At 65.1% G+C, this 21,720-nt stretch carries 25 protein-coding genes; 14 read left to right on the top strand and 11 right to left on the bottom strand.

Annotated elements, in window-relative coordinates:
• Window positions 1-28 precede the first annotated feature (28 nt).
• The gene (locus ACVIGA_RS06230) at window positions 29-739 is read left to right on the top strand and encodes an SDR family NAD(P)-dependent oxidoreductase (protein ID WP_456665685.1); all 711 of its coding nucleotides are present in this window, start codon (window positions 29-31) and stop codon (window positions 737-739) included.
• Between the two features lie 130 nt (window positions 740-869).
• The gene (locus tag ACVIGA_RS06225; protein WP_456665684.1) at window positions 870-2,111 is read left to right on the top strand and encodes a YbfB/YjiJ family MFS transporter; all 1,242 of its coding nucleotides are present in this window, start codon (window positions 870-872) and stop codon (window positions 2,109-2,111) included.
• Here ACVIGA_RS06225 and ACVIGA_RS06220 read toward each other — a convergent pair.
• The 4 genes from ACVIGA_RS06220 to ACVIGA_RS06205 all read right to left on the bottom strand — a co-directional run bounded on the left by ACVIGA_RS06220 (window position 2,108) and on the right by ACVIGA_RS06205 (window position 5,973).
• Window positions 2,108-3,259, bottom strand: a complete 1,152-nt coding sequence (locus ACVIGA_RS06220; protein ID WP_456665683.1) for an aminotransferase class V-fold PLP-dependent enzyme — start codon at window positions 3,257-3,259, stop codon at window positions 2,108-2,110. The two genes, ACVIGA_RS06225 and ACVIGA_RS06220, sit on opposite strands and share 4 nt — an antisense overlap.
• A 53-nt stretch (window positions 3,260-3,312) precedes the next feature.
• A complete protein-coding gene (locus tag ACVIGA_RS06215; protein WP_456665682.1) occupies window positions 3,313-4,200 on the bottom strand; it encodes a hypothetical protein in 888 nt (295 codons plus the stop codon).
• An 85-nt stretch (window positions 4,201-4,285) separates the two neighbouring features.
• Window positions 4,286-5,038: a flagellar type III secretion system pore protein FliP gene (fliP, locus tag ACVIGA_RS06210; protein ID WP_456665681.1), complete on the bottom strand. Its 753-nt coding sequence runs from the start codon at window positions 5,036-5,038 to the stop codon at window positions 4,286-4,288.
• Window positions 5,035-5,973, bottom strand: a complete 939-nt coding sequence (locus tag ACVIGA_RS06205) for a flagellar biosynthetic protein FliO (RefSeq protein WP_456665680.1) — start codon at window positions 5,971-5,973, stop codon at window positions 5,035-5,037. The genes fliP and ACVIGA_RS06205 overlap by 4 nt, the downstream gene beginning before the upstream one ends.
• 370 nt (window positions 5,974-6,343) lie before the next feature.
• On the opposite strand from ACVIGA_RS06205, the gene flgB reads away from it, so the two are divergent.
• From flgB to ACVIGA_RS06160, 9 genes are all read left to right on the top strand, one after another.
• Window positions 6,344-6,754: a flagellar basal body rod protein FlgB gene (gene flgB, locus ACVIGA_RS06200; protein ID WP_456665679.1), complete on the top strand. Its 411-nt coding sequence runs from the start codon at window positions 6,344-6,346 to the stop codon at window positions 6,752-6,754.
• A 27-nt stretch (window positions 6,755-6,781) separates the two neighbouring features.
• The gene (flgC, locus tag ACVIGA_RS06195) at window positions 6,782-7,207 is read left to right on the top strand and encodes a flagellar basal body rod protein FlgC (protein ID WP_223970258.1); all 426 of its coding nucleotides are present in this window, start codon (window positions 6,782-6,784) and stop codon (window positions 7,205-7,207) included.
• Between the two features lie 26 nt (window positions 7,208-7,233).
• Window positions 7,234-7,545 carry a flagellar hook-basal body complex protein FliE gene (fliE, locus tag ACVIGA_RS06190; protein WP_244067853.1) on the top strand — a complete coding sequence of 104 codons (312 nt, stop codon included), beginning with the start codon at window positions 7,234-7,236 and terminating at the stop codon, window positions 7,543-7,545.
• A 130-nt stretch (window positions 7,546-7,675) separates the two neighbouring features.
• Window positions 7,676-7,939 (top strand): flagellar biosynthesis protein FliQ, encoded by a 264-nt coding sequence (fliQ, locus tag ACVIGA_RS06185; protein WP_050401183.1) that lies wholly within the window; start codon window positions 7,676-7,678, stop codon window positions 7,937-7,939.
• Window positions 7,940-7,957: 18 nt separating this feature from the next.
• Window positions 7,958-8,728, top strand: coding sequence for a flagellar biosynthetic protein FliR (gene fliR / locus ACVIGA_RS06180; protein WP_456665678.1), 771 nt, complete (start codon window positions 7,958-7,960; stop codon window positions 8,726-8,728).
• A 12-nt stretch (window positions 8,729-8,740) separates the two neighbouring features.
• Window positions 8,741-9,814, top strand: coding sequence for a flagellar biosynthesis protein FlhB (gene flhB / locus ACVIGA_RS06175; protein WP_223970264.1), 1,074 nt, complete (start codon window positions 8,741-8,743; stop codon window positions 9,812-9,814).
• 141 nt (window positions 9,815-9,955) lie between these two features.
• On the top strand, window positions 9,956-12,535 hold the full coding sequence (cckA, locus tag ACVIGA_RS06170; RefSeq protein WP_456665677.1) for a cell cycle histidine kinase CckA: 2,580 nt from the start codon (window positions 9,956-9,958) through the stop codon (window positions 12,533-12,535).
• 248 nt (window positions 12,536-12,783) lie between these two features.
• On the top strand, window positions 12,784-13,743 hold the full coding sequence (locus ACVIGA_RS06165) for a Tim44 domain-containing protein (RefSeq protein ID WP_456665676.1): 960 nt from the start codon (window positions 12,784-12,786) through the stop codon (window positions 13,741-13,743).
• Between the two features lie 199 nt (window positions 13,744-13,942).
• Window positions 13,943-14,569: a lectin gene (locus tag ACVIGA_RS06160; protein WP_223970349.1), complete on the top strand. Its 627-nt coding sequence runs from the start codon at window positions 13,943-13,945 to the stop codon at window positions 14,567-14,569.
• A gap of 181 nt (window positions 14,570-14,750) precedes the next feature.
• Here ACVIGA_RS06160 and ACVIGA_RS06155 read toward each other — a convergent pair whose 3' ends face one another.
• Window positions 14,751-15,158 carry a DUF3606 domain-containing protein gene (locus ACVIGA_RS06155; protein WP_456670748.1) on the bottom strand — a complete coding sequence of 136 codons (408 nt, stop codon included), beginning with the start codon at window positions 15,156-15,158 and terminating at the stop codon, window positions 14,751-14,753.
• A 153-nt stretch (window positions 15,159-15,311) separates the two neighbouring features.
• Here ACVIGA_RS06155 and ACVIGA_RS06150 point away from each other — a divergent pair, with 153 nt between their 5' ends.
• Window positions 15,312-16,019 carry a glutathione S-transferase gene (locus ACVIGA_RS06150; RefSeq protein WP_456665675.1) on the top strand — a complete coding sequence of 236 codons (708 nt, stop codon included), beginning with the start codon at window positions 15,312-15,314 and terminating at the stop codon, window positions 16,017-16,019.
• Window positions 16,020-16,054: 35 nt separating this feature from the next.
• Here ACVIGA_RS06150 and ACVIGA_RS06145 read toward each other — a convergent pair whose 3' ends face one another.
• The 4 genes from ACVIGA_RS06145 to ACVIGA_RS06130 form a co-directional block, all read right to left on the bottom strand.
• Window positions 16,055-16,414, bottom strand: coding sequence for a GFA family protein (locus ACVIGA_RS06145; RefSeq protein ID WP_223970270.1), 360 nt, complete (start codon window positions 16,412-16,414; stop codon window positions 16,055-16,057).
• A 9-nt stretch (window positions 16,415-16,423) separates the two neighbouring features.
• Entirely contained in the window at window positions 16,424-17,098 is a 675-nt protein-coding gene (locus ACVIGA_RS06140; RefSeq protein WP_456665674.1) for a methyltransferase family protein, read from the bottom strand.
• A gap of 152 nt (window positions 17,099-17,250) precedes the next feature.
• Window positions 17,251-17,694, bottom strand: a complete 444-nt coding sequence (locus ACVIGA_RS06135; RefSeq protein WP_223970351.1) for a hypothetical protein — start codon at window positions 17,692-17,694, stop codon at window positions 17,251-17,253.
• 123 nt (window positions 17,695-17,817) lie between these two features.
• Window positions 17,818-18,135, bottom strand: a complete 318-nt coding sequence (locus ACVIGA_RS06130; RefSeq protein WP_456665673.1) for a Kazal-type serine protease inhibitor family protein — start codon at window positions 18,133-18,135, stop codon at window positions 17,818-17,820.
• 233 nt (window positions 18,136-18,368) lie between these two features.
• Between ACVIGA_RS06130 and ACVIGA_RS06125 the strand changes: the two genes are divergently transcribed.
• Both ACVIGA_RS06125 and ACVIGA_RS06120 read left to right on the top strand, forming a co-directional pair.
• Window positions 18,369-20,021: a fumarate hydratase gene (locus tag ACVIGA_RS06125; protein WP_456665672.1), complete on the top strand. Its 1,653-nt coding sequence runs from the start codon at window positions 18,369-18,371 to the stop codon at window positions 20,019-20,021.
• On the top strand, window positions 20,018-20,692 hold the full coding sequence (locus tag ACVIGA_RS06120; protein WP_456665671.1) for a DUF429 domain-containing protein: 675 nt from the start codon (window positions 20,018-20,020) through the stop codon (window positions 20,690-20,692). Before ACVIGA_RS06125 ends, ACVIGA_RS06120 begins: the two co-directional genes overlap by 4 nt.
• Window positions 20,693-20,702: 10 nt before the next feature.
• Here the strand turns inward: ACVIGA_RS06120 and ACVIGA_RS06115 are convergent, their stop codons facing one another.
• Both ACVIGA_RS06115 and ACVIGA_RS06110 read right to left on the bottom strand, forming a co-directional pair.
• Window positions 20,703-20,999 (bottom strand): hypothetical protein, encoded by a 297-nt coding sequence (locus ACVIGA_RS06115; protein ID WP_097676020.1) that lies wholly within the window; start codon window positions 20,997-20,999, stop codon window positions 20,703-20,705.
• A 133-nt stretch (window positions 21,000-21,132) separates the two neighbouring features.
• On the bottom strand, window positions 21,133-21,687 hold the full coding sequence (locus tag ACVIGA_RS06110; RefSeq protein ID WP_223970279.1) for an inner membrane-spanning protein YciB: 555 nt from the start codon (window positions 21,685-21,687) through the stop codon (window positions 21,133-21,135).
• Window positions 21,688-21,720 lie beyond the last annotated feature (33 nt).

The raw sequence follows: 21,720 nt of genomic DNA, 5'->3' as shown, positions 1-21,720 counted from the left end.
CAGCCTCACCAACGGATGGAGAGAGATCATGGGTGCAGAGCAGAAGGTTGCCATCATCACCGGTGCGTCGCAGGGGATCGGCGAGGCGCTCGTCAGGGGCTATCGCGACCGGAACTATCGCGTCGTCGCCAATTCGCGCAGCATCAAGCCGTCGACCGATGCCGATGTGCTGGCGGTCGCGGGCGATATCGGCGATCCCGAGGTCGCCGATCGCATCGTCAAGCAGGCGCTGGCGCACTTCGGTCGTGTCGACACGCTGGTCAACAATGCCGGCATCTTTGTCGCCAAGCCGTTTACCGATCACACCGACCAGGACTACGCGTCGGTGCTCGCCACCAACCTCAACGGGTTCTTCTGCATCACCCGTCGTGTGGCGAAGGAGATGGTGAAGCAGGGATCCGGGCATATCGTGCAGATCACGACGAGCCTGGTCGACCACGCCAACAGCAACGTGCCTTCGGTGCTGGCGTCGCTGACCAAGGGTGGGCTCAGCGCGGCGACCAAGTCGCTCGCGATCGAATACGCCGCCAAAGGCATCCGCGTGAACGCAGTGGCGCCCGGCGTGATCAAGACGCCGATGCACGCTCCCGAGACCCACGACTTCCTCGCCAAGCTGCATCCGGTCGGCCGCATGGGCGAGATGAAGGACATCGTCGACGCCGTGCTGTTCCTGGAAGGCGCGGGCTTCGTCACCGGCGAGATCCTGCACGTCGACGGCGGCCAGAGCGCCGGCCACTAAGCGGCTCACGGCTTTTGCAACATCGAACTTTGCGCCTCTCCCGACCGGAAGAGGTGAGGTGTGATCGCTGCGAGCGATTGCTGCGATCGCAACTAATCATTTTTCACGAACGGCCGGAGGGCCTACTGCCATGTCCATGTCAGCCAATGTCGATCATGTCAGGCGCCGTCACGCCGAGCCGCATCGCGATGCAGGCGGGCCACTGTGGCTGTCGGCAGCCGCGGGGCTTTGTGCCTCGCTGGTCGGGCTCGGGCTGGCGCGCTTTGCCTACACGCCGCTGATCCCGGCGCTGATCGCAGCCAAATGGTTCACGCCGGCGGAAGCGGTCTATCTCGGTGCCGCCAACCTGGCCGGCTATCTCGCCGGCGCGCTGATCGCCCGCGATCTCGGCGCGCGGATCGGCTCGGTGTGGGCGCTGCGCGGCATGATGGTGCTGGCCGCCGCCACCTGCTTTGCCTGCGCAGTGCCGATCTCCTTCATCTGGTTCTTCGGATTCCGCTTTCTCGCCGGCGTCACGGGTGGCGTGATCATGGTGCTAGCGGCGACCGCGATCCTGCCGCAGGTCGCGCCGAGCAAGCGCGGCCTGATCGGCGGCGTGATCTTCGCCGGTGTCGGACTAGGTGTCGCCGCGTCGGGCACGCTGGTGCCGCTGTTGCTGCAGCACGGCGTCAAGCAGGCCTGGTACGGCCTTGGCGTGCTGTCGGCAGTGCTGACATTGGTCAGCTGGAAGGCATGGCCGGCGGACGTGCCCGCCGCGCATGGTGCTGTCGAGCCGCACGTTGCTGCGCATCGCGTACGCTCGCCGCTGCTGATCGCGCTGTGCGTGGAATATGGCCTCAACGCGCTGGCGCTGGTGCCGCACATGGTGTTCCTGGTTGATTACGTCGCCCGCGGCCTCGGACAGGGGATCGCGGCAGGATCGTACTACTGGGTGCTGTACGGCATCGGCGCCGTGATCGGACCGCTGTTGACAGGACATCTCGCCGATCGCGCCGGCTTCGCCGCGGCGCTGCGCGCGGCGTTCCTGATCGAGGCAGTTGCGGTCGCGCTGCCCGCCGTGACTACGTCGCCTGCCGCGCTGATCGTGTCGAGCCTCATCGTCGGCGGCTTCACGCCCGGCATCGTGCCGCTGGTGATCGGCCGCATCCACGAGCTGATCCCGCATTCCGCCGCGAGCCAGCGCTCGGCCTGGGCACAGGCGACCACGACCTTCGCGCTGTTCCAGGCGGCGGGTGCCTACGGCCTGTCCTATTTGTTCGCGCAGAGCGGCGGCAACTACGCGCTGCTGTTCGTGATCGGCGCGGCCGGAGTCGCTGTCGCGCTGGCGATCGAACTGGTCAACGTCGTCGTGCTGGGGCGCAAGCGGAATTAGGCGCGTAGCGCTTTGGTCAAGACGGCGACGAGGCGATCCACATCGGCCTCGTCGTTGAAGACGTGCGGCGAGATCCGCATCCGGCCGAGCCGTAGCGCGACATGGATGTTTTCGGCGGCGAGCCGCGCGATCAGCTCCTTCGGAATGCCGCCGGCCATGCCGAGGCTCAGAATATGCGGCGCGCGCATGCTGCGCGCCGGCTGATTGAGCCCGAGATCGCGCACGCCATCGGCGATCCGTTCGTTGAGCATCGCGAGCCGCGTGCTGACGGCGGCAGCGCCCCATTCCGCCATCATCTCCATGCCGATCGACGCCATCTCCAGCGTGATGAAATGATCGCGCTCGCCCATGTCATAGCGCCGGGCATTGTCGACATAGGCGAGGTCGCCGAAATAGACCGGCTTCTCGGAATTGACGTCGCGGCGGCCGGACGAGGTCTGCTCCAGCGGCACGCCGTTCTGGTGACGTTTTGCAACGTAGAGGAAGGCGCGGCCGTAGGGGCCGATCAGCCATTTGTAGGTCGGGAAGATCACGGCGTCGGGGTCGAGTTTTGTCACGTCCATCGCCACGACACCGGCGCTCTGCGTCGCGTCGATCACGAACATGGCGCCATGCCGCCGCAGTGCGGCTTGCACCTTGTCGACGTCGATGATGCCGCCGTCCGACCAGTGCACTGAGGAGATCGAGGCGAGGCCGACCGGCGGCGCGCCTGGCCGGTCGATCGTTGCAAGCACCGCCGACGTCCAGTCGCCGTCGGTGGGTTGGCGCACGGTGTCGACGACAAAACCCTGCGCCTCGGCGCGGGCATGCCATTCCAGCACCGGCGAGGAGTGATCGTTCTCCAGCACGATGACGCGGGTGCCGCGTGGAATGCTCAGCGCCTTCGCCACCGTCGCGATGCCGTAGCTGATCGCAGGAATCAGTGCGACGTCATTCGCATCGGCATTGATCAGGCGTGCGGCCGCGGTGCGGGCCCGTTCATGCTGGCGGCCGGCAAAACCAGCATCGATCGTCCAGGGCTGGCCCTTGCGTCCGACTGCGGCGCGGCCGGCGTCGAGCGTCTTCAAGGGCAGCGGGCTGTAGGACGCGGAGTTCAGGTAGCAGACCTCGCGTGGGATCTCGAACAGATGGCGCTGGGAGGGAAGCATGTCGTCTCGTGGCTGGGATTGCTGATGATGTCGCGATGCGGATCAGCGCGCGCTCATCCGTCATACTGGTCCGGCCCCATCGCCCATGGCGCCTGATCGTAGCCGTTGGCGAAGGTGCGGTTGGTCTGCGCCGGATTGCGGTTGACCAGCGGCCGCAGATACATCGGATGGGTGGCGCTGCGCACCTCGTGCTCGACGGTGAACAGGTGTCTTCCGTCGGCGGGATCGACGATGTCGCAGAAGCGATACTGGTACTGATTGTCCTCGCGAGACACCAAATTGCGCTCGCGCAGCCGCTTGTAGGGGCCCGAGAAGTCGGTGATGTAGATCTGGACGTGATGGCCGTCGAACTCACCCTGCGCGTGGTCGGTCTCGCGGAATCGCAGATATTGGTCCTTGCCGACCTTGGCGCGCGCGACGACGGCATCGCCGTTCACGACGCTGGCGGGGATGCCCATGATCTCGGGATAGAACCGGCTGATCGCCTCGGCGGTGCCGCGCGGCACCTCGAACTCGACATAGGGCATGCCGAGCGCGATGCGGCCGAACCGCGCGGCGTCCGGTTCAAAGCAGCGCAGCCGGTTGCCCCAGGGGCAGATGGCCTCGACGTGATCGTTGTGCTCGCGATAGCCGAACGCGGTGCCTTCGAGCTTGGGCGCGACCGCGGCAAGCCGCGCGAGCAGGGGCTGCCGTCCGGCGATCACGATTGCCGTGTGGCCGCGCAGCACCTGCGGCCGGCCGCTCGGCAGATGAAACTGGCTGCGGCCGGCATTCACCCACATGTTGCTGTCGGAGACCATCAAATAGGGATCGCGGGTCAACCCGATGCCGGCGACGTAGAACAGCGTGGCGAGGCGCTGGTCCGGCACCTGCACGTTGACATGCTCGAGATGGATGGCGTTGCCGAGGTCTTCTGCGGCGCGGTCGAATGGCTGCTGCACGGCGCGGCTCCCTGGATGCGGTGCCGCGCATGATAGTGCAACGGCACGGCCGATCCAGCGATGAGGCCATGAATGTTTCGCGGGGCTACCCCCCGTAACTCTGCACCAGGCTGCCGGCGACCAGCGCCCAGCCGTCGACCAGCACGAAGAAGATCAGCTTGAACGGCAGCGAGACCACCACCGGCGGCAGCATCATCATGCCCATCGACATCAGGACCGAGGCGACCACGAGGTCGATGATCAGGAACGGCAAAAATAGGAGAAATCCGATTTCGAAAGCCCGCTTCAGCTCGGAAATCATGAAGGCCGGCACCAGGATGCGCAGCGACATCTCCTCGGGTGTCGCCGGCGGCGGCTCGCCGGAAAGGTCCATGAACAGCTTCAGATCCTTCTCACGGACATTCTTCTGCATGAAGCCGCGGAGCGGGACCGAAGCGCGCTGCAGCGCTTCCTCGACGCCGATCTGGTTGGCGACCAGCGGCTTGATGCCGTCGTCATAGGATTTCTGCAGCACCGGCCCCATCACGAAGGCGGTGAGGAACATCGCGAGCGCGATCATCACCGAGTTCGGCGGCGCGGTCGCGGTGCCGAGCGCGGTGCGCAGCAACGACAGCACGACCACGATGCGCGTGAACGAGGTCATCATGACCAGGATCGACGGCGCGATCGACAGCACCGTGAGCAGCGCGATCAGCTGGATCGCGCGCTCGGTCACGCCGCCATCGCCGCCGCCGAGATTGATGCTGATATCCTGCGCCATCGCCGGATCGGCGAAGGATCCGGCGGCGATCAGGACAGCGATGAAAACAACTCTACGCGGGACCGACCCGAACCTCACGAAGGATTCTTCGGTCGGCCGAGCAGCGATGCCATCTCGTCCTCGAGATTTTCGAAGCCGCTCTTCTGTCCGCCGGCGGGCGGGGCAGGCGGCTCGCTACGCGGCGCGCGAACCGGCGGCGCCTCGGGCGCAACCGGCGGTGCGACGGTCTCGTTGGCGCCGGTCGGGCGGCGTAGTGCCGCCTCGAGCCGCTGCGCCATCTCGGCCAAATTGGCATCGGCATTCGATGCCGGCGGCACCGGCGGAGGCGCCTGTGTAGCGACGACCGGCGGCGGAGCAGGGGGAGGTGGTGGCGGCGGCGTGACGGCGCGCTCGGGCGCCCGCGGCGGCGCCTTCGGCGGCTCGGCAGCGCGCGGCGACCGCGGGATCACGGGCTCGGAGCGCGACGGCAGGCGCGGCGGCATCGGATCGGGCCGCGGTTCGCTGCGCTCGGCCGTGAAGCTCGTCAGCGGATCGTTGCGACGCTCGGCAATCGGCGGCGGAGGCCGGCGCAGTTCGTCGGCAAAGGAGGGGCGTGCCTGACGCGGCGGCAGCTCCGGTTCGGGAAGGTCGAAATTGTCGGAACGGGCGGCTTCGCTCTCGTTCCAGGCGGCATCCGGAAGCGGTGCTACGCGTGGCGGCGCGGCATCGGCCGCAACCGCTGGGCGGGTCGACATCTGATCGCGCCCCGGCATCGCGCGGACGATATTCGGCTCGACGACGATGTCGGTGGGGCCACCGATCATCAGGAGATGCTCGATGTTGTCGCGGCGGACCAGCACCAGCCGGCGGCGGCCGTCGACGGCAGCGGCGTCGATCACGGCAAGTCGCGGCATCCGTCCGCGGTTGGCGTTGGCGCCGAGGCGGTTTCCGGCAAAGCGGCGGACGAGCCATGCGGTGACGCCGATCAGCGCCAGCACGACAACGAATGCCAAGACGAATGTAATGACCTGCATATTGGAGTCCCCGGCCATGGTGGCCTTCCTCAGCTTCCGCCATCAACGAGCGCGGATTGATAGGTGCGGTTTGCGCAGCGAATCGCGCCCGAGATTCGCCTTATTTCTTAATTCCCAGCGGCTTGCAGCCGACTGTTCTATTAATAAACCAAGAATCGCTTGTCCCAAAACGACTTCTCAGCGCCCCACGCTGTCTTGGTTCGTGCTGGTTAACGCAGCATTCGTGGCGAAAATGCGCTCGCCGGCCGCAGTTAAGGCGTTCTCCACGGCTCCGTCCGACATTTTAACCACCCGTTAACCATACACCGGGCAAATTCTGCCTACCTCGGAAGGCCGAAGAGGCGCCCAAGAGGTTAACGGAGCCGCGGCGATGTCCATGAACGATCTGCCGATCCTGTCGGCGTTGCGCAGCAAGATGCAGTGGCACCAGGAGCGCCAGCGAGTGCTCGCCGAGAATATTTCCAATTCCGACACGCCGAACTTCCGGCCCCGCGACCTGGTCGAGCCGAAGTTCGACCGGGCCGGCGCCGCGGTCGGCGGCGGCATGGGAACGCTGCCGATGACGCAGACCAGCGCCACTCACATGGCGGCGTCGGGCGCGCCGGACACATTCGACAATGATCGCGGCAAGAGCGGGTTCCAGACCCGCCCGGCCGGCAACGCGGTCAATCTCGAGGAGCAGATGCTGAAAGTGTCCGCCAACCAGATGGACTTCGCGGCCGCCACCTCGCTCTACAGCAAGAGCCTGCATCTGCTGAAAACCGCGATCGGCAAGGGCTAGGCCGCCTGACGGCGCAAGGAGGATCCCATGGCAGATGGAACAAGCGATTTTGCCCGCTCGATGAGCATCGCGACCTCGGGCCTGCGCGCGCAGGCGGGGCGGATGCGGGTGATCTCGGAAAATATCGCCAACGCCGATTCGACGGCGCAGACCGCGGGCGGCGATCCCTACCGCCGCAAGGTGCCGACCTTCTCCTCCGCGCTCGATCGTTCGCTCGACGCCCAGGTCGTGACGCTCGGCCGGATACGCCCCGACCAGTCGTCATTCCGCATCAAGCAGGAGCCGGGCAATCCGGCGGCGGACGCCTCCGGCAACGTCAAATATCCGAACGTCAATCCGATGGTCGAGATGACCGACATGCGCGACGCCCAGCGCTCCTACGAGGCAAACCTCAACATCATCAGTGCGACGCGGCGGATGATCCAGCGCACGCTCGACATCCTCAAATCCTGACGCAACAAGAACAGGGAACGTAAATCATGGCTACACCGACAGTCGCCGCCAACGCTTACGCCAACCTCGCGAAAATGATGGAGCGCGGTGGTGTCGAGAAAGCCGGGCAGGCCGTCGCGGGCCCGTCCTTCAGCGCGCTGCTGAAGGACTCCGTCGGCAGCGTGCTGGAAGCGGGCAAGAAGTCCGACGCGCAGACCATGGCGATGGCCTCCGGCAAGGCGAATGTGATGGACGTGGTGACGGCGGTCGCCGACACCGACGTTGCGGTGTCGACGCTGGTCTCGGTGCGCGACCGCGTGATCCAGGCCTATGAAGACATCATGAAGATGCCGATCTAGCCGTCATTCCGGGATGGTCCGAAGGACCAGGCCCGGAATCCATAACCACGGTCGGGAGTATGGATTCCGGGCTCTCGCTTCGCGAGCCCCGGAATGACGAAAACCAACAGCAGACAGCGAGAACACAACAATGACCGGTCCTGAAACTCTCGACGTGGCGCGCGATGCGATCTGGACCATCGTGCTGGTGTCGTCGCCTTTGATGGTGGTCGGCCTCGTGGTCGGCGTCGTGGTGTCGCTGTTCCAGGCGCTGACCCAGATCCAGGAACAGACGCTGGTCTTCGTGCCGAAGATTCTCGCGATCTTCGTCACATTGCTGCTGGCGCTGCCGTTCATGGCGGACGCGCTCAGTAGCCACATGATGCGGATTTCGTCGCGAATCATCGGCGGTTGATGCACTAATGCCGCGGTCATGCGCATCGATGTCTCCCTGCTTCCGGCGCTGGCCGCAATCTTCGTGCTGGTCTTTGCGCGTGTGGGCGCGATGGTGATGCTGCTGCCCGGTTTCGGCGAGAGCAACATCCCGGCACGGGTCAAGCTGTCGATCGCGCTGCTGCTGACGCTGATCATCCTTCCCCTGCATCGCAACGCCTATCATGTCGACCTGACGTCGATCTCCTCGCTCGGCGTCCTGATGGTGCATGAGCTGATCATCGGCATCGTGCTCGGCGCGACCGCGCGGGTGACGCTGTCGGCGCTCAACGTCGCGGGCTCCGTGATCGCCCAGCAGCTCGGCCTCGGCTTCGTCACCGCGGTCGACCCGACCCAGGGGCAGCAGGGCCAGATCATCGGCAACTTCCTCACCATCCTCGGCCTGACGCTGCTGTTCGCCACCGACAGCCACTATCTCGTCATCGCGGCGCTGAGCGAGAGCTACCGCATCTTCTCGCCAGGCGAGATCATGCCGACCGGCGACGTCGCCGCGCTTGCGACGTCCGCGTTCTCCGCCGCCTTCAAGATCGGCCTGCAGCTGTCGGCGCCGTTCCTGGTGTTCGGCCTCGTGTTCAACATCGGGCTCGGTGTGCTGGCGCGACTGATGCCGCAGATGCAGGTCTACTTCGTCGGCGTGCCGCTCTCGATCGTGGTCGGCTTCCTGATCTTCGCCGTCGTGCTCGCCGCGATGATGAATACCTATTTCGACTACTTCAACGGCGTCATGCGCCAACTCGCTCCGATGAATTAATCAGGAGAAGAGATGGCCGACGATACCGAAGACAAAACAGAAGACCCTACGCAAAAACGTCTCGACGACGCCCTTGAGAAAGGCGACGTCGTCAAGAGCCAGGAGGTCAACACCTGGTTCGTCATCGCCGGCGCCACGCTGGTGCTGTCGACCTTCTCGGGCTCGGTCGGCGGCGGCATCTTGATGCCGCTGCGCAATCTGATCGCCAATTCATGGATGATCCGCACCGACGGTGCCGGCCTGCTGCAACTGACCCAGACGCTTGGCTACGCGGTGGTCGCAGCGATCGGCGTGCCGTTCCTGATGCTGGCGCTGGCTGCGATCGCCGGCAACATGATCCAGCATCAGCTGGTGTGGTCTGGCGAACAGCTCAAGCCGAAATTCTCCAAGATCTCGCCGGCGGCCGGCTTCAAGCGGCTGTTCGGCAAGCAGGCGGTGGCGAACTTCCTGAAAGGCCTGTTCAAGCTGATCGCGCTCGGCGTCGTGATGGTCATGGTGCTGTGGCCCGATCGGATGCGGATGGAATCGTTCCTGCGGGTCGATCCGGCCGAGCTACTGCCCGCCATCACCGGCATGACGGTGCACCTGCTGGCGGCGGTGGTCGCCATCCTGGCTGCGGTCGCGATCGCCGACTACTTCTTCCAGTACCGGACCTGGTACGAGCGTCACAAGATGTCGCTGCAGGAGATGAAGGAGGAGTTCAAGCAGTCGGAAGGTGACCCGCACGTCAAGGGCAGGATCAAGCAGTTGCGGGTCCAGCGCGCCAAGAAGCGCATGATGGCCCAGGTTCCGAAGGCCTCGGTGATCATCACCAACCCGACCCACTATTCGGTGGCGCTGGCCTACGACCGCAGCATGTCGGCGCCGATCTGCGTCGCCAAGGGCGTCGACAACCTCGCCTTCAAGATCCGGGAGATCGCCAAGGAGCACGACATTCCGATCGTGGAGAACGTGCCGCTGGCCCGGGCGCTCTATGCGACCGTCGAAATCGACAAGGAAATCCCGGTCGAGCACTACCATGCGGTTGCCGAAATCATCGGCTACGTGATGCGGCTGAGGCGCGGCCTGTCCGGCCTGCGCCAGTAAGGGGCGGAAAACCGCTTGAAATGCGCGTAACTTGCGAAATAGCCGCCTGATGGACTTGCGTTTTCGGGTCCGATTCAGGCACTCAGGGGCGAGGTGGCCGGCCGGTCGCCTTCGTGATGCAGACGAGCCATGTCTCTCCAGATGACCGCCGATAGCAACGATCCTCCCGCGACCGAGCCGTTCGTGGCTCACGGGCCAGCGCGGCGGAGCGGCAGTATCCTGCTGGTGCTCCTGATCGCCACCGGCATCGTCGCGGTGGCCGTCTGGCTCATGACCATCGGCCGTACCCAGGCGCAGCCCTATATCCTCTTTGTGCTGGCGCTGCTCGCCACCGTCGGGCTGTTCAACCTGTTCGCCCTTGCCGCCGGCATCATCCGCTTCTCCGACCGCACGAGCGACGACCCGGTGATGGGGCGGATTGCCGACCACGCCCATGAAGGGCTCGTCGTCACCGACTCCCGCGGCCACGTGGTCTACTCCAACGCCGCCTATCTCACGCTGACCGGCGCGGCCGGCCCGCAAGACGTCCGCCCCGTCGAACGCGTCTTCATCGGCAACCCAGACGTCTCCGAGGCGGTGTTCCGCCTCCTGAAGGCGGCGCGCGAGGGCAAGCGGCAGCAGGAGGAGGTCCGTGTCGCCGGGCACGAGGCCGGGCAAGGTGGTGGACAAGGCCGCTGGCTGCGGCTCAGGGTTCGCCCGCTCGGCGAGGGCAAGCGCGACGCGAAATATGCGGTGTGGTCGATCGCCGACGTCACCCGTGACCGCGAGCGCCAGGAAGACGTGTTCCAGGAGCTGCGGCACGCGATCGAATATCTCGATCATGCGCCGTGCGGCTTCTTCTCGGTCAATCCGGCCGGCGAGATCGCCTATGTCAACGCCACGCTGGCCAACTGGCTGGACTACGATCTCGCCGAGATCGGCTCGGGCGGCCTGAAGCTGACCGACATCGTCTCGGGCGACGGCGCGGCGCTGCTGACCTCGATCGCGCCTGTGCCCGGCGAGGTCAAGACCGAGGTGTTCGACATCGACCTGCGGATGCGCGGCGGCAAGACCGTGCCGGTGCGGCTCTATCACAAGCTCGCCTTCGGCGCCGACGGCGCGGCGGGCGCCTCGCGCACGCTGGTGATCAGCCGTGCCCGCGACGAGCATTCCGATCCGGAGCGCGCCGCCGAGGTGCGCTTCATGCGCTTCTTCGACCATACGCCGATGGCGATCGCGACCGTGGATCGCGGCGGCAACGTGGTCGGCGCCAATGCGCGCTATGCCAAGCTGGCGCAGGGGCTGAACAGTGACGGCGGCGCGGCCAAGTCGATCTTCCGCGCGGTCAATCCGCGCGACCGCGGCCTGTTGATCGCCGCGATCAACCAGGCTGCCGAAGGCCAGGGCGACATCGCGCCGGTCGAGGCGATGCTCGACGGGCCCAAGGAGCGCTCCGCCCAGTTCTTCGTCACCACCGTGGAGAAGGATGAGCGCGACGCCGAGACCGCGATCGTCTACATGCTCGAGACCACCGAGCGGCGTGCGCTGGAGAACCAGATCAACCAGTCGCAGAAGATGGAGATGGTAGGCCAGCTCGCCGGCGGCATCGCGCACGACTTCAACAACGTGCTGTCGGCCATCATGATGGCGAACGACTTCCTGCTGAACGCGCACAAGCCGACCGACCCGTCGTTCCAGGACATCATGCAGATCAAGCAGAACGCCACCCGCGCCGCGACGCTGGTGCGGCAGCTGCTTGCGTTCTCGCGCCGCCAGACGCTGCGGCCGCAGGTGCTCGATCTCGGCGACGCATTGAGCGACCTCACCATGCTGCTGCGCCGGCTGATCGGCGAGAAAGTCAAGCTGGACCTGGTGCATGGCCGCGATCTGTGGCCGGTCAAGGTCGACGTCTCGCAATTCGAGCAGGTGGTGGTCAATCTCGCGGTGAACGCGCGCGACGCGATGCCCGACGGCGGCAAGCTGATCATCCGCACCGCCAACGTGTCGACCGAGGAAGCCGCCCAGCTCGCCAACAAGGGCATGCCGGCGGCCGACTATGTGAAGATCGAGATTTCGGACACCGGCACCGGCATTCCGCACGAGATCATCGACAAGATCTTCGAGCCGTTCTTCTCGACCAAGGAAGTCGGCAAGGGCACCGGCCTCGGCCTGTCGACGGTCTACGGCATCGTCAAGCAGACCGGCGGCTTCGTCTATGTCGATTCCGTGCCGGGCGGCGGCACCACGTTCCGGATCTATTTGCCGCGGCATCATCACGAGCAGGAGGTTGCGCCTGAGGCGCATGCCGGCAACGGCGCGGCCAAGGAAGCCGCCGCCACGGATGCCGCCAAGCCGAAGCCGGATCTCACCGGGCAGGGCACCATCCTGCTGGTCGAGGACGAGGACGGCCTGCGCTCGCTCAATGCGCGCGGCCTGCGTTCGCGCGGCTACAGCGTGATCGAGGCGGCGAACGGCGTCGAGGCGCTGGAGGCGTTCGAGGAGAACAACGGCAAGGTCGATCTCGTCGTGTCCGACGTCGTGATGCCGGAGATGGACGGGCCGACGCTGCTGAAGGAGATGCGCAGCCGTAATGCGGAGCTGAAGATCATCTTTGTCTCCGGCTATGCCGAAGACGCCTTCGAGAAGAGCCTGCCGGAGAACCAGCAGTTCGCATTCCTGCCGAAGCCGTTCACGCTGACGCAGCTGGTTGCTGCGGTGAAGGAAACCATGACGGCGAACTAGGCCCGGGCGATGGGCCCCGATATCCCTTCGCTTTCGCGCGGAGCAGAGCTAATGTTGCAATGCGGTCGCGGTTGAACCTGAGCCCCATCTCGGGCTAGGACGCACTGTCGCATCCACAAGGCCCATAGTGTCACATCGCCGCGACCGAGGGCCGCAGCCGCGGTTCCCGTTTCCCGCTTCACTTTTAACCCGCTCTGCCCATGTTAGGGGCGTTTCCCCATGCCGGGGAATCCTTTGAGGAAACCAACATGAATTTCTCGCAACGCACGCGTGGAATTGTCCGGGCGATCGCCGTCGCGATGGCGCTGGCGCTGCCCGTGATGATGACCGTTTCGGCGGCCGACGCCCGCGTCGGCGGCGGCGGCTCGCGCGGCTCGCGGACATTCTCCGCGCCGCCCTCGACCAGCACAGCGCCGGGCTCGGTTGCTCCGATGAACCGTACCTTCAGCCAGCCTGGTAGCCCCGGCATGGGCTCGCCGGCGGCGGCGAATTCCGGCGGCCTGTTTGGTCGCGGCGGAATGGGTCGCGGCCTGCTCGGCGGCCTGGCCGCGGGCTTCCTTGGCGCCGGCCTGTTCGGCATGCTGTTCGGCGGCGGCCTGTTCTCGGGTCTCGGCGGCCTGTCGTCGATGCTCGGCCTGCTGCTGCAGATCGGTCTGATCGTGCTCGTGGTCCGGCTCGCGATGTCGTGGTGGCAGCGGCGCAATGCGCCGGCCGCCGCCTACGCGGGCGGACCCGACGTCGGCCCCGGTCCGCAGGCGAACGCCCGTTCGGGCTTCGGCTTCGGCCTCGGCGGCGGATCGAACGCGCCGGTCGAGATCACGCCTGGTGACTACGAGACATTCGAGCGGTTGCTCGGCGACATCCAGGCCGCGTGGTCGAACGAAGACATCGCCAAGCTGCACACGCTCGCGACGCCGGAAATGGTGTCGTACTTCTCGAAGGATCTCGAGGAGAACAAGGCGCGCAACGTCACCAACAAGACGTCCAATGTGAAGCTGCTGCAGGGCGATCTGGCGGAAGCCTGGCGCGAAGGCGACAGCGAATATGCGACGGTCGCGATGCGCTACTCGCTGGTCGACACCATGCTGGAGCGCGGCACCGGCCGTCAGGTCAGTGGCGGGCAGCCGGAGGAGATCACCGAGGTCTGGACCTTCGTGCGCCAGCGCGGCGGCAGCTGGGAACTCTCGGCGATCCAGCAGACCAACTGATCGATTGCCTGGCATGACAATACAAAGCGCCGCGGCATCGTCCGCGGCGCTTTTGTTTTGTGGCTTCATTTGCGTGTCGTGACGCCGGAATATCCGGACAGGCTGCGGGTTGGTGTCAGCGGGCCAGAATAACCATCGGGAGATCGAAATGAAGTTCATTGCGCATATCGCGGTTCCTGCCTGTCTTGCGTTCGTTGTCATGGCCGCGCCGCCGGCAGTGGCGCAGACCGCCGACACCAGCTTCTTCGTCACCAGCAACGGCATCGGCAATGGCGGCAATCTCGGCGGCCTCGCCGGCGCCGACAATCATTGCCAGACCCTGGCGCAGGCCGCGGGCTTCGGTGCGCCGAAGACATGGCGCGCCTATCTCTCGACCCAGGCGGCCGATGGCAAGGCAGCGGTGAACGCGCGCGATCGCATCGGCAAGGGCCCGTGGAAGAACGTGAAGGGCGTCGTGGTCGCCAAGGACGTCGCCGACCTGCACAGCGCCGGCAACAATCTCACCAAGCAGACCGCCCTGTCCGAGAAGGGCGACGTCATCAACGGTGCCGGCGACACGCCGAACCGCCACGACGTGCTGACGGGATCGCAGGCCGATGGTACGGCGTTTGCAGCCGGTGAGGACCGCACCTGCAAGAACTGGACAAGCAGTACGCAGGGCGCCGCCATGGTCGGGCACTTCGACCGCAAGGGCCTGCGGGATGACGAGCCGTCAAAATCCTGGAACATGTCGCATCCCTCGCGCGGTCCTGACGGCGGCTGCTCGCAAGCCGATCTGAAGAGCACCGGCGGCGACGGCCTGCTGTACTGCTTCGCGGCGAATTGAGGGGAGCGGCGAACGGGGCGGAGCCCGTCCCCCGTCATTGCGAGGAGCGATAGCGACGAAGCAATCCATCTTTCCGCAAATGCGGTGCGGTGGATGCTTCGCGGAGCCTGTCATCGGGCGGCGCTGCGCGCCGACCCGTTGGCTCGCAATGACGAGGCGAGAGCGGCGTACCCTCGACCGCTCAGTTCTTCTTGCGCTTGCCGGCCTTCTTGAGAGTCTTCTTGGCCGCCTTCTTTTTCCTCGCGGTTTTCTTCTTCTTCGCGAAATGGGCCTCGACCTTCTTCGAGGAATGTCCGACTTCGGCCACCGCGGCCTTGAGGCGGGCAGGGGTCACCTTAAACTTCTTCGACCAGTAGCGGACCTCGTAGGGCTCGCTGATCGCGATCCGCGCGCGGTCGGCGGCCATGTGCCGCTGCTCCTTGAAGTGGGCTTCCACCTTCTTGGCGGAGTGCCCGACCTTCTTGACGGCCGCCTTGAGCTTTGCCGGCGTGACCTTGAACTTCTTGGACCAGTACGCAACTTCGTAGGACTCGCTCAACGCGATCAGGGCGCGATCTTGTGCGCCCCGCTTCTTCTTGTTGTCCGCCATAAGTTGATCCTTCATCGAAGACTCGATGCTGTAATCTTAGCAGTCCGCGCGTGGTTCGGACAGGCGGCCGGTGCGCGGTAGACGATCTGGCCGCGGCACGGCTACGATCACCGTGAATCGAGGCGATGCGGTGAAGTTTGTGGAGGTAAGTGCATGCACTATCAGCTTTACTACTGGCCGATGATCCAGGGCCGCGGCGAATATGTTCGCCTCGCGCTCGAGGATGCGGGCGCTGAATATACCGATGTCGCGCGCGGCAAGGGCGGTACCGGCGCCATAATGAAAATGATGGACGCGCACAAGGGCACGCCGCCCTTTGCACCACCGTTCCTCAAGGCCGGCCAACTCGTGATCGGGCAGACTGCCAATATCCTGCTCTATCTCGGCGCGCGCCATGGTCTCGCGCCGAAGGCGGAAGCGGGAAAGCTCTGGGTGCACGAGTTGCAGCTGACGATCGCGGACTTCGTGCTGGAGATCCACGACACCCATCACCCGCTCGGCCCGTCGCTGTATTACGAGGACCAGAAGGCGCCGGCGAAGAAACGCACGGAAGAGTTCTGGAAATCGCGGGTGCCGAAATATCTCGGTTATTTCGAGGATCTCGTGCAGGCGAATGGCGGCGGCTTCGTCACCGGGCGCCGGCTGACCTACGTCGACCTGTCGCTGTTCCAGATCGTCGAAGGCCTGCGCTACGCCTTTCCGAAGCGGATGGCCGTGTTCGAGAAGAAGGTCCCGCGCCTGATCGCACTGCGCGATCGCGTCGCGGAGCGGCCGAACATCAAGGCGTATCTGGCGAGCGAGCGGCGGATTCCGTTCAACGAGGAGGGGATTTTCCGGCGGTACAAGGCGCTGGATTTGTGACGACCGTCCCGGAATGACGAAGGGTGGATAGGAAACTACCGGCTCTTCCCATCCACCGGCGTCATCGCGATCTTCGACAGGTCGATGCCGTCGATGCAGTTGACATTGAGCGCGACGATGTCGGCGCCATCGGGCTTCTTGCCGCGCGCGAACACGTCGACACCGCAATCGACGCAGAGCTGGTGGCGGATCGCATGGCGGTTGAACAGGTACTCCTTCAGGTTCTCGGCGCCGGCGCGAAGCTGGAAGCTCGACGGCGGCATGAACACGAAGTGCAGGCCCTTCTTGGTGCAGATCGAGCAGTTGCAGGCGGTCACCATCGCCATGTCGGTGGTGCATTCGAAGCGCACCTGGCCGCAATGGCAGCCGCCGGTGTAGGTCTTGCTCTCTGCCATGATGGTCCCTCACCACAGTCCGGGCACGAGGCGATAGCGCACCCGTGCCGCATAATCGGCATAGCCTGACAATCCCGCCACCAGCGTGCGTTCCTCGATCCCGGTGCGGAACGCGAACATCGCGAAGAACACCGGCACGAAGGCAAGGCCCCACCAGGAGCCGAGCGTCAGCGGCACGCCGATGAAGAACAGCATCACGCTCGCATACATCGGATGGCGGACCAGCGCGTAGGGTCCGGTCGAGATCACGTGATGGTCGCGCTCGGTCTGTACCTTCACGACCGGAGCTGCGAACGAATTGGTGCGGAACACCCACAGGATCAGCGCGGTCGAGACCAGATACAGCACGAGGCCGAGCACGATCAGCAGCACGCCGGCATTGGCGCCGCCAAACCGGCGGTCGAGGCCCATCGCGACGAACCACAGCACGGCAATGACGAGGAACACCAGCATGAAGCGCTTGTCCTCGGCGGGCTGGCCTTCGCGCGCGGTGAGCCGCATGCGCTCGGCCAGCAGGCCGGGATCGACCTTGGCAAGCCACAGCCCGCAGGCCGGGCCGATCAGCGCCGAGGCGATCAGATAAGCCCATGCGCCGGGCCAGTGCAGCGTGCCGGCGAAGGCAAATAGCAGCGCGGCCATTGCGACGACGAAGAAAGTATTCTGCAGGAGGAGCTTTGCTATCATGGGCGGCTCCGTGATTCCGGCCACGATTATCGCACCGCTTTCCGGCAAACATGCGACCGCAATTATCAACTTTCGGAGCGGGAGGAACGTTCCGGTGCGGCCCCTGCATTGACAATTATATAGGCAACATTGGCGTGCCGCGATGCGGCCGGTCACTCGTTCTTGCCGCGACGCACCGTGATCGAGGCATCGGTCCGGTTGCGCGTACATTCGAGGTTGAGGCGGCGATAGCGCATCGTGATGGTGTTGCCGCGCAGGATGCCCATGCGCTTCAGGCAGCGCGAGGTGCCGGTGGCGGCGTCGTCCTTCGGCACGGTGAAGACCAGCGCGGTGGCGGAGCCGACCAGGTTGAAGAACTCGGGCTTCATCTTGCGATCGGTCTTGGCAAAGAGCTCGATCGAATAGTCCTTGCCGCGGCAGCCGAGCGACAATTCCTTCGCCGCCGGATGTGTGAGGTATGTGATGTTGGCGGCGCTGAAATTGACCTTCAGCCCGTCGATCTGGCCGGCGAGCTGCTTGGCGATGTCCTCGCAGGGATCGGCATGCGCCGGCGCGGCAGTGAAGGCTGTCGCCAGCGCGATCAAGGCGGCCGGCATGATGGAGCGGATGCTCAAGGGAAAGCGTCGGCGCAACGGTGCTGTCACGAAATACCCCCGCGGTATGAAAATACGCGAAGCTACATGCAGGCTCCCGCGCAGCGCGTCAATACGGCCGGTCCGTCAGGATGCACACTTGCCGTCCTGCGCCTTGGAGGCGCCGGCGGCGCGGCGTTCGCAATCATTGCCATAAGTCTTGCCGTCGCAGCCGCACACCGGCTTGAAGATCTTGTTGCAGATCGTCGGCCGGAACGCGCAGCTGCCGGTCTGGTCGGCACGGCCGCACTGTCCCGGCTTGAACTGGCAGAACTGGCCGCTACGGCTGCATTGAACGCCGGCAAGGCCGCCGCACGACTTGCCGAGGCGGGCCGCATCGGCGTCGGTCGGGACCGCGATCAACAAGGCCAGCGCCGCGAACCAGACGAAAAGCGCTGTCTTCATGATGGTCTCCCGATGGCTTTCTTGACCGCTTCGCGGATCACTGAAGCGTTGTGGCAACCAGAGATTACCGACGGATGAAAGGTAACACATGGATTGCCGGTCCCGTGCATGGCTGGAAGGCGGCCGGCTTCCCTTTCCTTTGGCCGAAAAAGGCTTAGAACGGCTCTACATTCCGGCGGCCGCACGGCCGGACCGGCCTCACGAACCCGACCTGCAAGCCCAAAGAGCAGCTCATGAACGCCCCCTCAGCCTTCCCCGACCAGAAGCCCGTTCCGCCCTACAAGCACACCCCGCTGTTCCCGCTGGGGGCCGATACCACGCCCTACAAGAAAGTGACGAGCGAGGGCGTCCGGGTCGAGAAGGTGTTGGGCAAGGACATGCTGGTGGTGTCGCGCGAGGCGCTGCGGGCGCTGTCAGAGGCCGCCTTCGGCGACATCAACCACTATCTGCGGCCGGGCCATCTGAAGCAGCTGCGCTCGATCCTCGAAGACAAGGAAGCCAGCGACAACGACAAGTTCGTCGCCTTCGACTTCCTGAAGAACGCCAACATCGCCGCCGGCGGCGTGCTGCCGATGTGCCAGGACACCGGTACCGCGATCATCATGGGCAAGAAGGGCTGCAACGTCATCACCGACGGCGACGACGAGGCCGCGCTCTCCGAAGGCGCGCGCGACGCCTATCTGCGCCGCAACCTGCGCTATTCGCAGGTCGCGCCCTTGTCGATGTACGAGGAGAAGAACACCGCCAACAACATGCCGGCGCAGTGCGAGATCTACGCCGAGGGTGATGATGCCTACAAGTTCATGTTCATGGCCAAGGGCGGCGGCTCCGCCAACAAGAGTTTTCTGTTCCAGGCGACGCCGTCGGTCTTGACCAAAGATCGGCTGCTGGCGTTCCTGAAGGAGAAGGTGCTGACGCTCGGCACCGCGGCCTGTCCGCCCTATCACCTGGCGATCGTGATCGGCGGCACCTCGGCCGAGCTCTGCATGAAGACCGTGAAGCTGGCTTCCGCGCGCTATCTCGATGCGCTGCCGACCCACGGCTCGGCTGACGGCAATGCGTTCCGCGATCTCGAGATGGAGCAGGAAATCCTCAAGATGACGCAAAGCCTGGGGGTCGGCGCGCAGTTTGGCGGCAAGTATTTCTGCCACGACGTGCGCGTGATCCGCATGCCGCGCCATGGCGCCTCGCTGCCGATCGGGCTCGGCGTCTCGTGCTCGGCGGATCGACAGGTGCTCGGCAAGATCACCAAGGACGGCGTCTATCTCGAGGAGCTCGAGCATAACCCGGCGCAGTATCTGCCCGCGATCGAGCAGTCGCTCGGCGGTGAGGTCGTCAAGATCGACCTCGACAAGCCGATGAAGGAGATTTTAGCGACGCTGTCGCAATATCCGATCAAGACCCGCGTCTCGATGACCGGCACCATGATCGTGGCGCGCGATTCCGCCCACGCCAAGCTGCGCGAGCGGCTGGAGAAGGGCGAGCCGCTGCCGGATTATTTCAAGAACCATCCGGTGTACTACGCCGGTCCCGCCAAGACGCCCGACGGCTACGCCTCCGGCGCGTTCGGCCCGACTACGGCGGGACGCATGGATTCCTTCGTCGACCAATTCCAGGCCGCGGGCGGATCGATGGTGATGGTCGCCAAGGGCAACCGCGCGGTCGCGGTGCGCGAGGCCTGCAAGAAGCACGGCGGCTTCTATCTCGGCTCGATCGGTGGTGCTGCGGCGAATCTTGCCGAGCACTGCATCAAGAAGGTCGAGGTGGTCGAGTATCCCGAACTCGGCATGGAAGCGATCTGGCGCATCGAGGTGGTCGACTTCCCGGCCTTCATCATCATCGATGACAAGGGCAACGACTTCTTCAAGGAATTGAATCTGGGTTGAGGGCAACAGGCCTCGACGGATTCTCCAAAGGCTGGGTCGCCGTCAGCATCGACGGCGACCGCCGTACGCTTTCCTTTCACAGCGATGTTGCGGACGCGCTGGCGCGTCCGTTCGATCGTGCCGGGATCGATATCCCGATCGGCATGGCCGAGGACGGCAAGCGCGATTGCGACCTGCTTGCCCGCACGCGGCTGCGCCCGCACACCTCGCGCGTCTTCACGGGTGCGCGGCGCTGGCTGTGGCAGGAATTTGACGATCCCGATGCAGCGAATCATGAAGCGCTGCGCCGCGGCCAGACCCGCGTTTCACGCCAGCTCTGGCACCTCGGCAACAAGATCATGGAGGTCGACGCGTTCGTCCGCGCGAACGCCGCGCGCGACATCCGCGAGGTGCATCCCGAACTGGTGTTCCTGCGGCTGAACGGCGGCGAGCCTTTGCCGCGCAAGAAGTCGGAGGAGGGCGACGCGCTTCGCCGCAAGCTCTTGAAGAGCGCCGGCTTCAGCGAGATCGATCGCTGGCTGACCGAAGTGCGGATCGGCACCGGCGCGAAGCGCGACGATGTGCTGGATGCCTGCGCCGTGGCGCTGGCTGCTCATGAACCAAGCGGCTGCGTTCCCGGGGGACCGCAGCCGCTGGATGCGCATGATCTGCCGATGCAGATCTGGTTCTAGATGGGGACGCTTACGCCCGAGTGCCGGTGAAGGGGAAGCTGCCCATCGGGCCGATGCCCATCTCGCCGGAGATGCCGTCGCCTGCGACCTTGCCGGAGAATTCGAGCGTCAGCGGCATCGGATTGGTGATGGAGACCTTCCAGGCGACGCTGTCGCCGTTCACGGTGCCGTCGAAGATTTCGGTGGAGTTGCCCTCGGCACCCTGCGTGCCGGTGAGCGTGCCGCCGGAGCTTGCCAGCGACAGCGTCGCCTTGCGCTCGCCCATCGGCGTCGTCATCGTGAGATTCCAGTTTCCGTCCACCGCCATTGATGTCTCCCCTCCAGGTGAAAGCGTTTTCAAGCGAAGTGGCTACCGGTTCGCGTGAAGAAAACGCGTCAAACCAGAGCGTGCGCGGGTATAGCCCATCTTGCCGCGCGCGCCTAGTTCGCGGCTGCGGCGATCAGGCGCGGGCGGCGGCGCGCAGCCGGTTGCCGACCAGGAAGCGGAAAGCGACATACTGGATCGCGAAGGCGGCGATCTTGGCGCCGACCAGCACTACCGACACGTAGAACGCCCACAGCTTCATGTCGCCGGTGGCCGCGATCGCGATGGTGCCGGCGGCGAGGATGAACATCAGCCCGGCCCAGGCGTAGCCGGCGAGGGTGGCGTATTCCGGAATGGTCTCGGTCACGATCGGCGGCAGGTAGCGCAGCATCCAGCCCCGCTTGAGCATGATCGCGCCGATCGCGATGTGGCCGATCGCGGGCTTCGCCAGCACGAAGCGCGGATCGTTGGTGAGCAGTGTCGCGCCGCCGAGCACGATCACCAGCCCAAGGCTCGCCCAGGTCATGTAGCCGAGCGCCTGTCCCTTCACGCGCGCATAGACCACTTGGGCAATCGCACCCACGATCGCAACAGCGGTGGCGATCAGGACATTGTCGGTGGCGAGATAGACCACCAGGAACACGATGGTGGAGAGGAAGTCGCTCGCGAGCCTGGCAAATACGCTCTTCATCGTCGTGCTTTCCGTTTCGTCGGGCAGGATGAT

Source organism: Bradyrhizobium sp. USDA 3240 (genome assembly GCF_054063295.1).
The sequence above is the reverse complement of the archived record's forward strand: the minus strand, read 5'-3'. Positions and strand labels throughout refer to the sequence as shown.

Bases quoted from the DNA above. Each gene is read 5' to 3' on its own strand.
- fliQ (WP_050401183.1), top strand. From the start codon at position 7,676: ATGACCGGTCCTGAAACTCTCGACGTGGCGCGCGATGCGATCTGGACC.
- fliE (WP_244067853.1), top strand. From the start codon at position 7,234: ATGGCTACACCGACAGTCGCCGCCAACGCTTACGCCAACCTCGCGAAA.
- ACVIGA_RS06145 (WP_223970270.1), bottom strand. From the start codon at position 16,414: ATGGCAGAGAGCAAGACCTACACCGGCGGCTGCCATTGCGGCCAGGTG.
- fliR (WP_456665678.1), top strand. From the start codon at position 7,958: ATGCGCATCGATGTCTCCCTGCTTCCGGCGCTGGCCGCAATCTTCGTG.
- ACVIGA_RS06225 (WP_456665684.1), top strand. From the start codon at position 870: ATGTCCATGTCAGCCAATGTCGATCATGTCAGGCGCCGTCACGCCGAG.
- flhB (WP_223970264.1), top strand. From the start codon at position 8,741: ATGGCCGACGATACCGAAGACAAAACAGAAGACCCTACGCAAAAACGT.
- ACVIGA_RS06220 (WP_456665683.1), bottom strand. From the start codon at position 3,259: ATGCTTCCCTCCCAGCGCCATCTGTTCGAGATCCCACGCGAGGTCTGC.
- ACVIGA_RS06110 (WP_223970279.1), bottom strand. From the start codon at position 21,687: ATGAAGAGCGTATTTGCCAGGCTCGCGAGCGACTTCCTCTCCACCATC.
- ACVIGA_RS06130 (WP_456665673.1), bottom strand. From the start codon at position 18,135: ATGAAGACAGCGCTTTTCGTCTGGTTCGCGGCGCTGGCCTTGTTGATC.
- ACVIGA_RS06140 (WP_456665674.1), bottom strand. From the start codon at position 17,098: ATGATAGCAAAGCTCCTCCTGCAGAATACTTTCTTCGTCGTCGCAATG.
- flgB (WP_456665679.1), top strand. From the start codon at position 6,344: ATGTCCATGAACGATCTGCCGATCCTGTCGGCGTTGCGCAGCAAGATG.
- ACVIGA_RS06155 (WP_456670748.1), bottom strand. From the start codon at position 15,158: ATGGCGGACAACAAGAAGAAGCGGGGCGCACAAGATCGCGCCCTGATC.
- ACVIGA_RS06160 (WP_223970349.1), top strand. From the start codon at position 13,943: ATGGCCGCGCCGCCGGCAGTGGCGCAGACCGCCGACACCAGCTTCTTC.
- ACVIGA_RS06125 (WP_456665672.1), top strand. From the start codon at position 18,369: ATGAACGCCCCCTCAGCCTTCCCCGACCAGAAGCCCGTTCCGCCCTAC.
- ACVIGA_RS06230 (WP_456665685.1), top strand. From the start codon at position 29: ATGGGTGCAGAGCAGAAGGTTGCCATCATCACCGGTGCGTCGCAGGGG.
- flgC (WP_223970258.1), top strand. From the start codon at position 6,782: ATGGCAGATGGAACAAGCGATTTTGCCCGCTCGATGAGCATCGCGACC.
- ACVIGA_RS06150 (WP_456665675.1), top strand. From the start codon at position 15,312: ATGCACTATCAGCTTTACTACTGGCCGATGATCCAGGGCCGCGGCGAA.
- ACVIGA_RS06165 (WP_456665676.1), top strand. From the start codon at position 12,784: ATGAATTTCTCGCAACGCACGCGTGGAATTGTCCGGGCGATCGCCGTC.
- cckA (WP_456665677.1), top strand. From the start codon at position 9,956: ATGACCGCCGATAGCAACGATCCTCCCGCGACCGAGCCGTTCGTGGCT.
- ACVIGA_RS06205 (WP_456665680.1), bottom strand. From the start codon at position 5,973: ATGCAGGTCATTACATTCGTCTTGGCATTCGTTGTCGTGCTGGCGCTG.
- ACVIGA_RS06135 (WP_223970351.1), bottom strand. From the start codon at position 17,694: ATGCCGGCCGCCTTGATCGCGCTGGCGACAGCCTTCACTGCCGCGCCG.
- ACVIGA_RS06115 (WP_097676020.1), bottom strand. From the start codon at position 20,999: ATGGCGGTGGACGGAAACTGGAATCTCACGATGACGACGCCGATGGGC.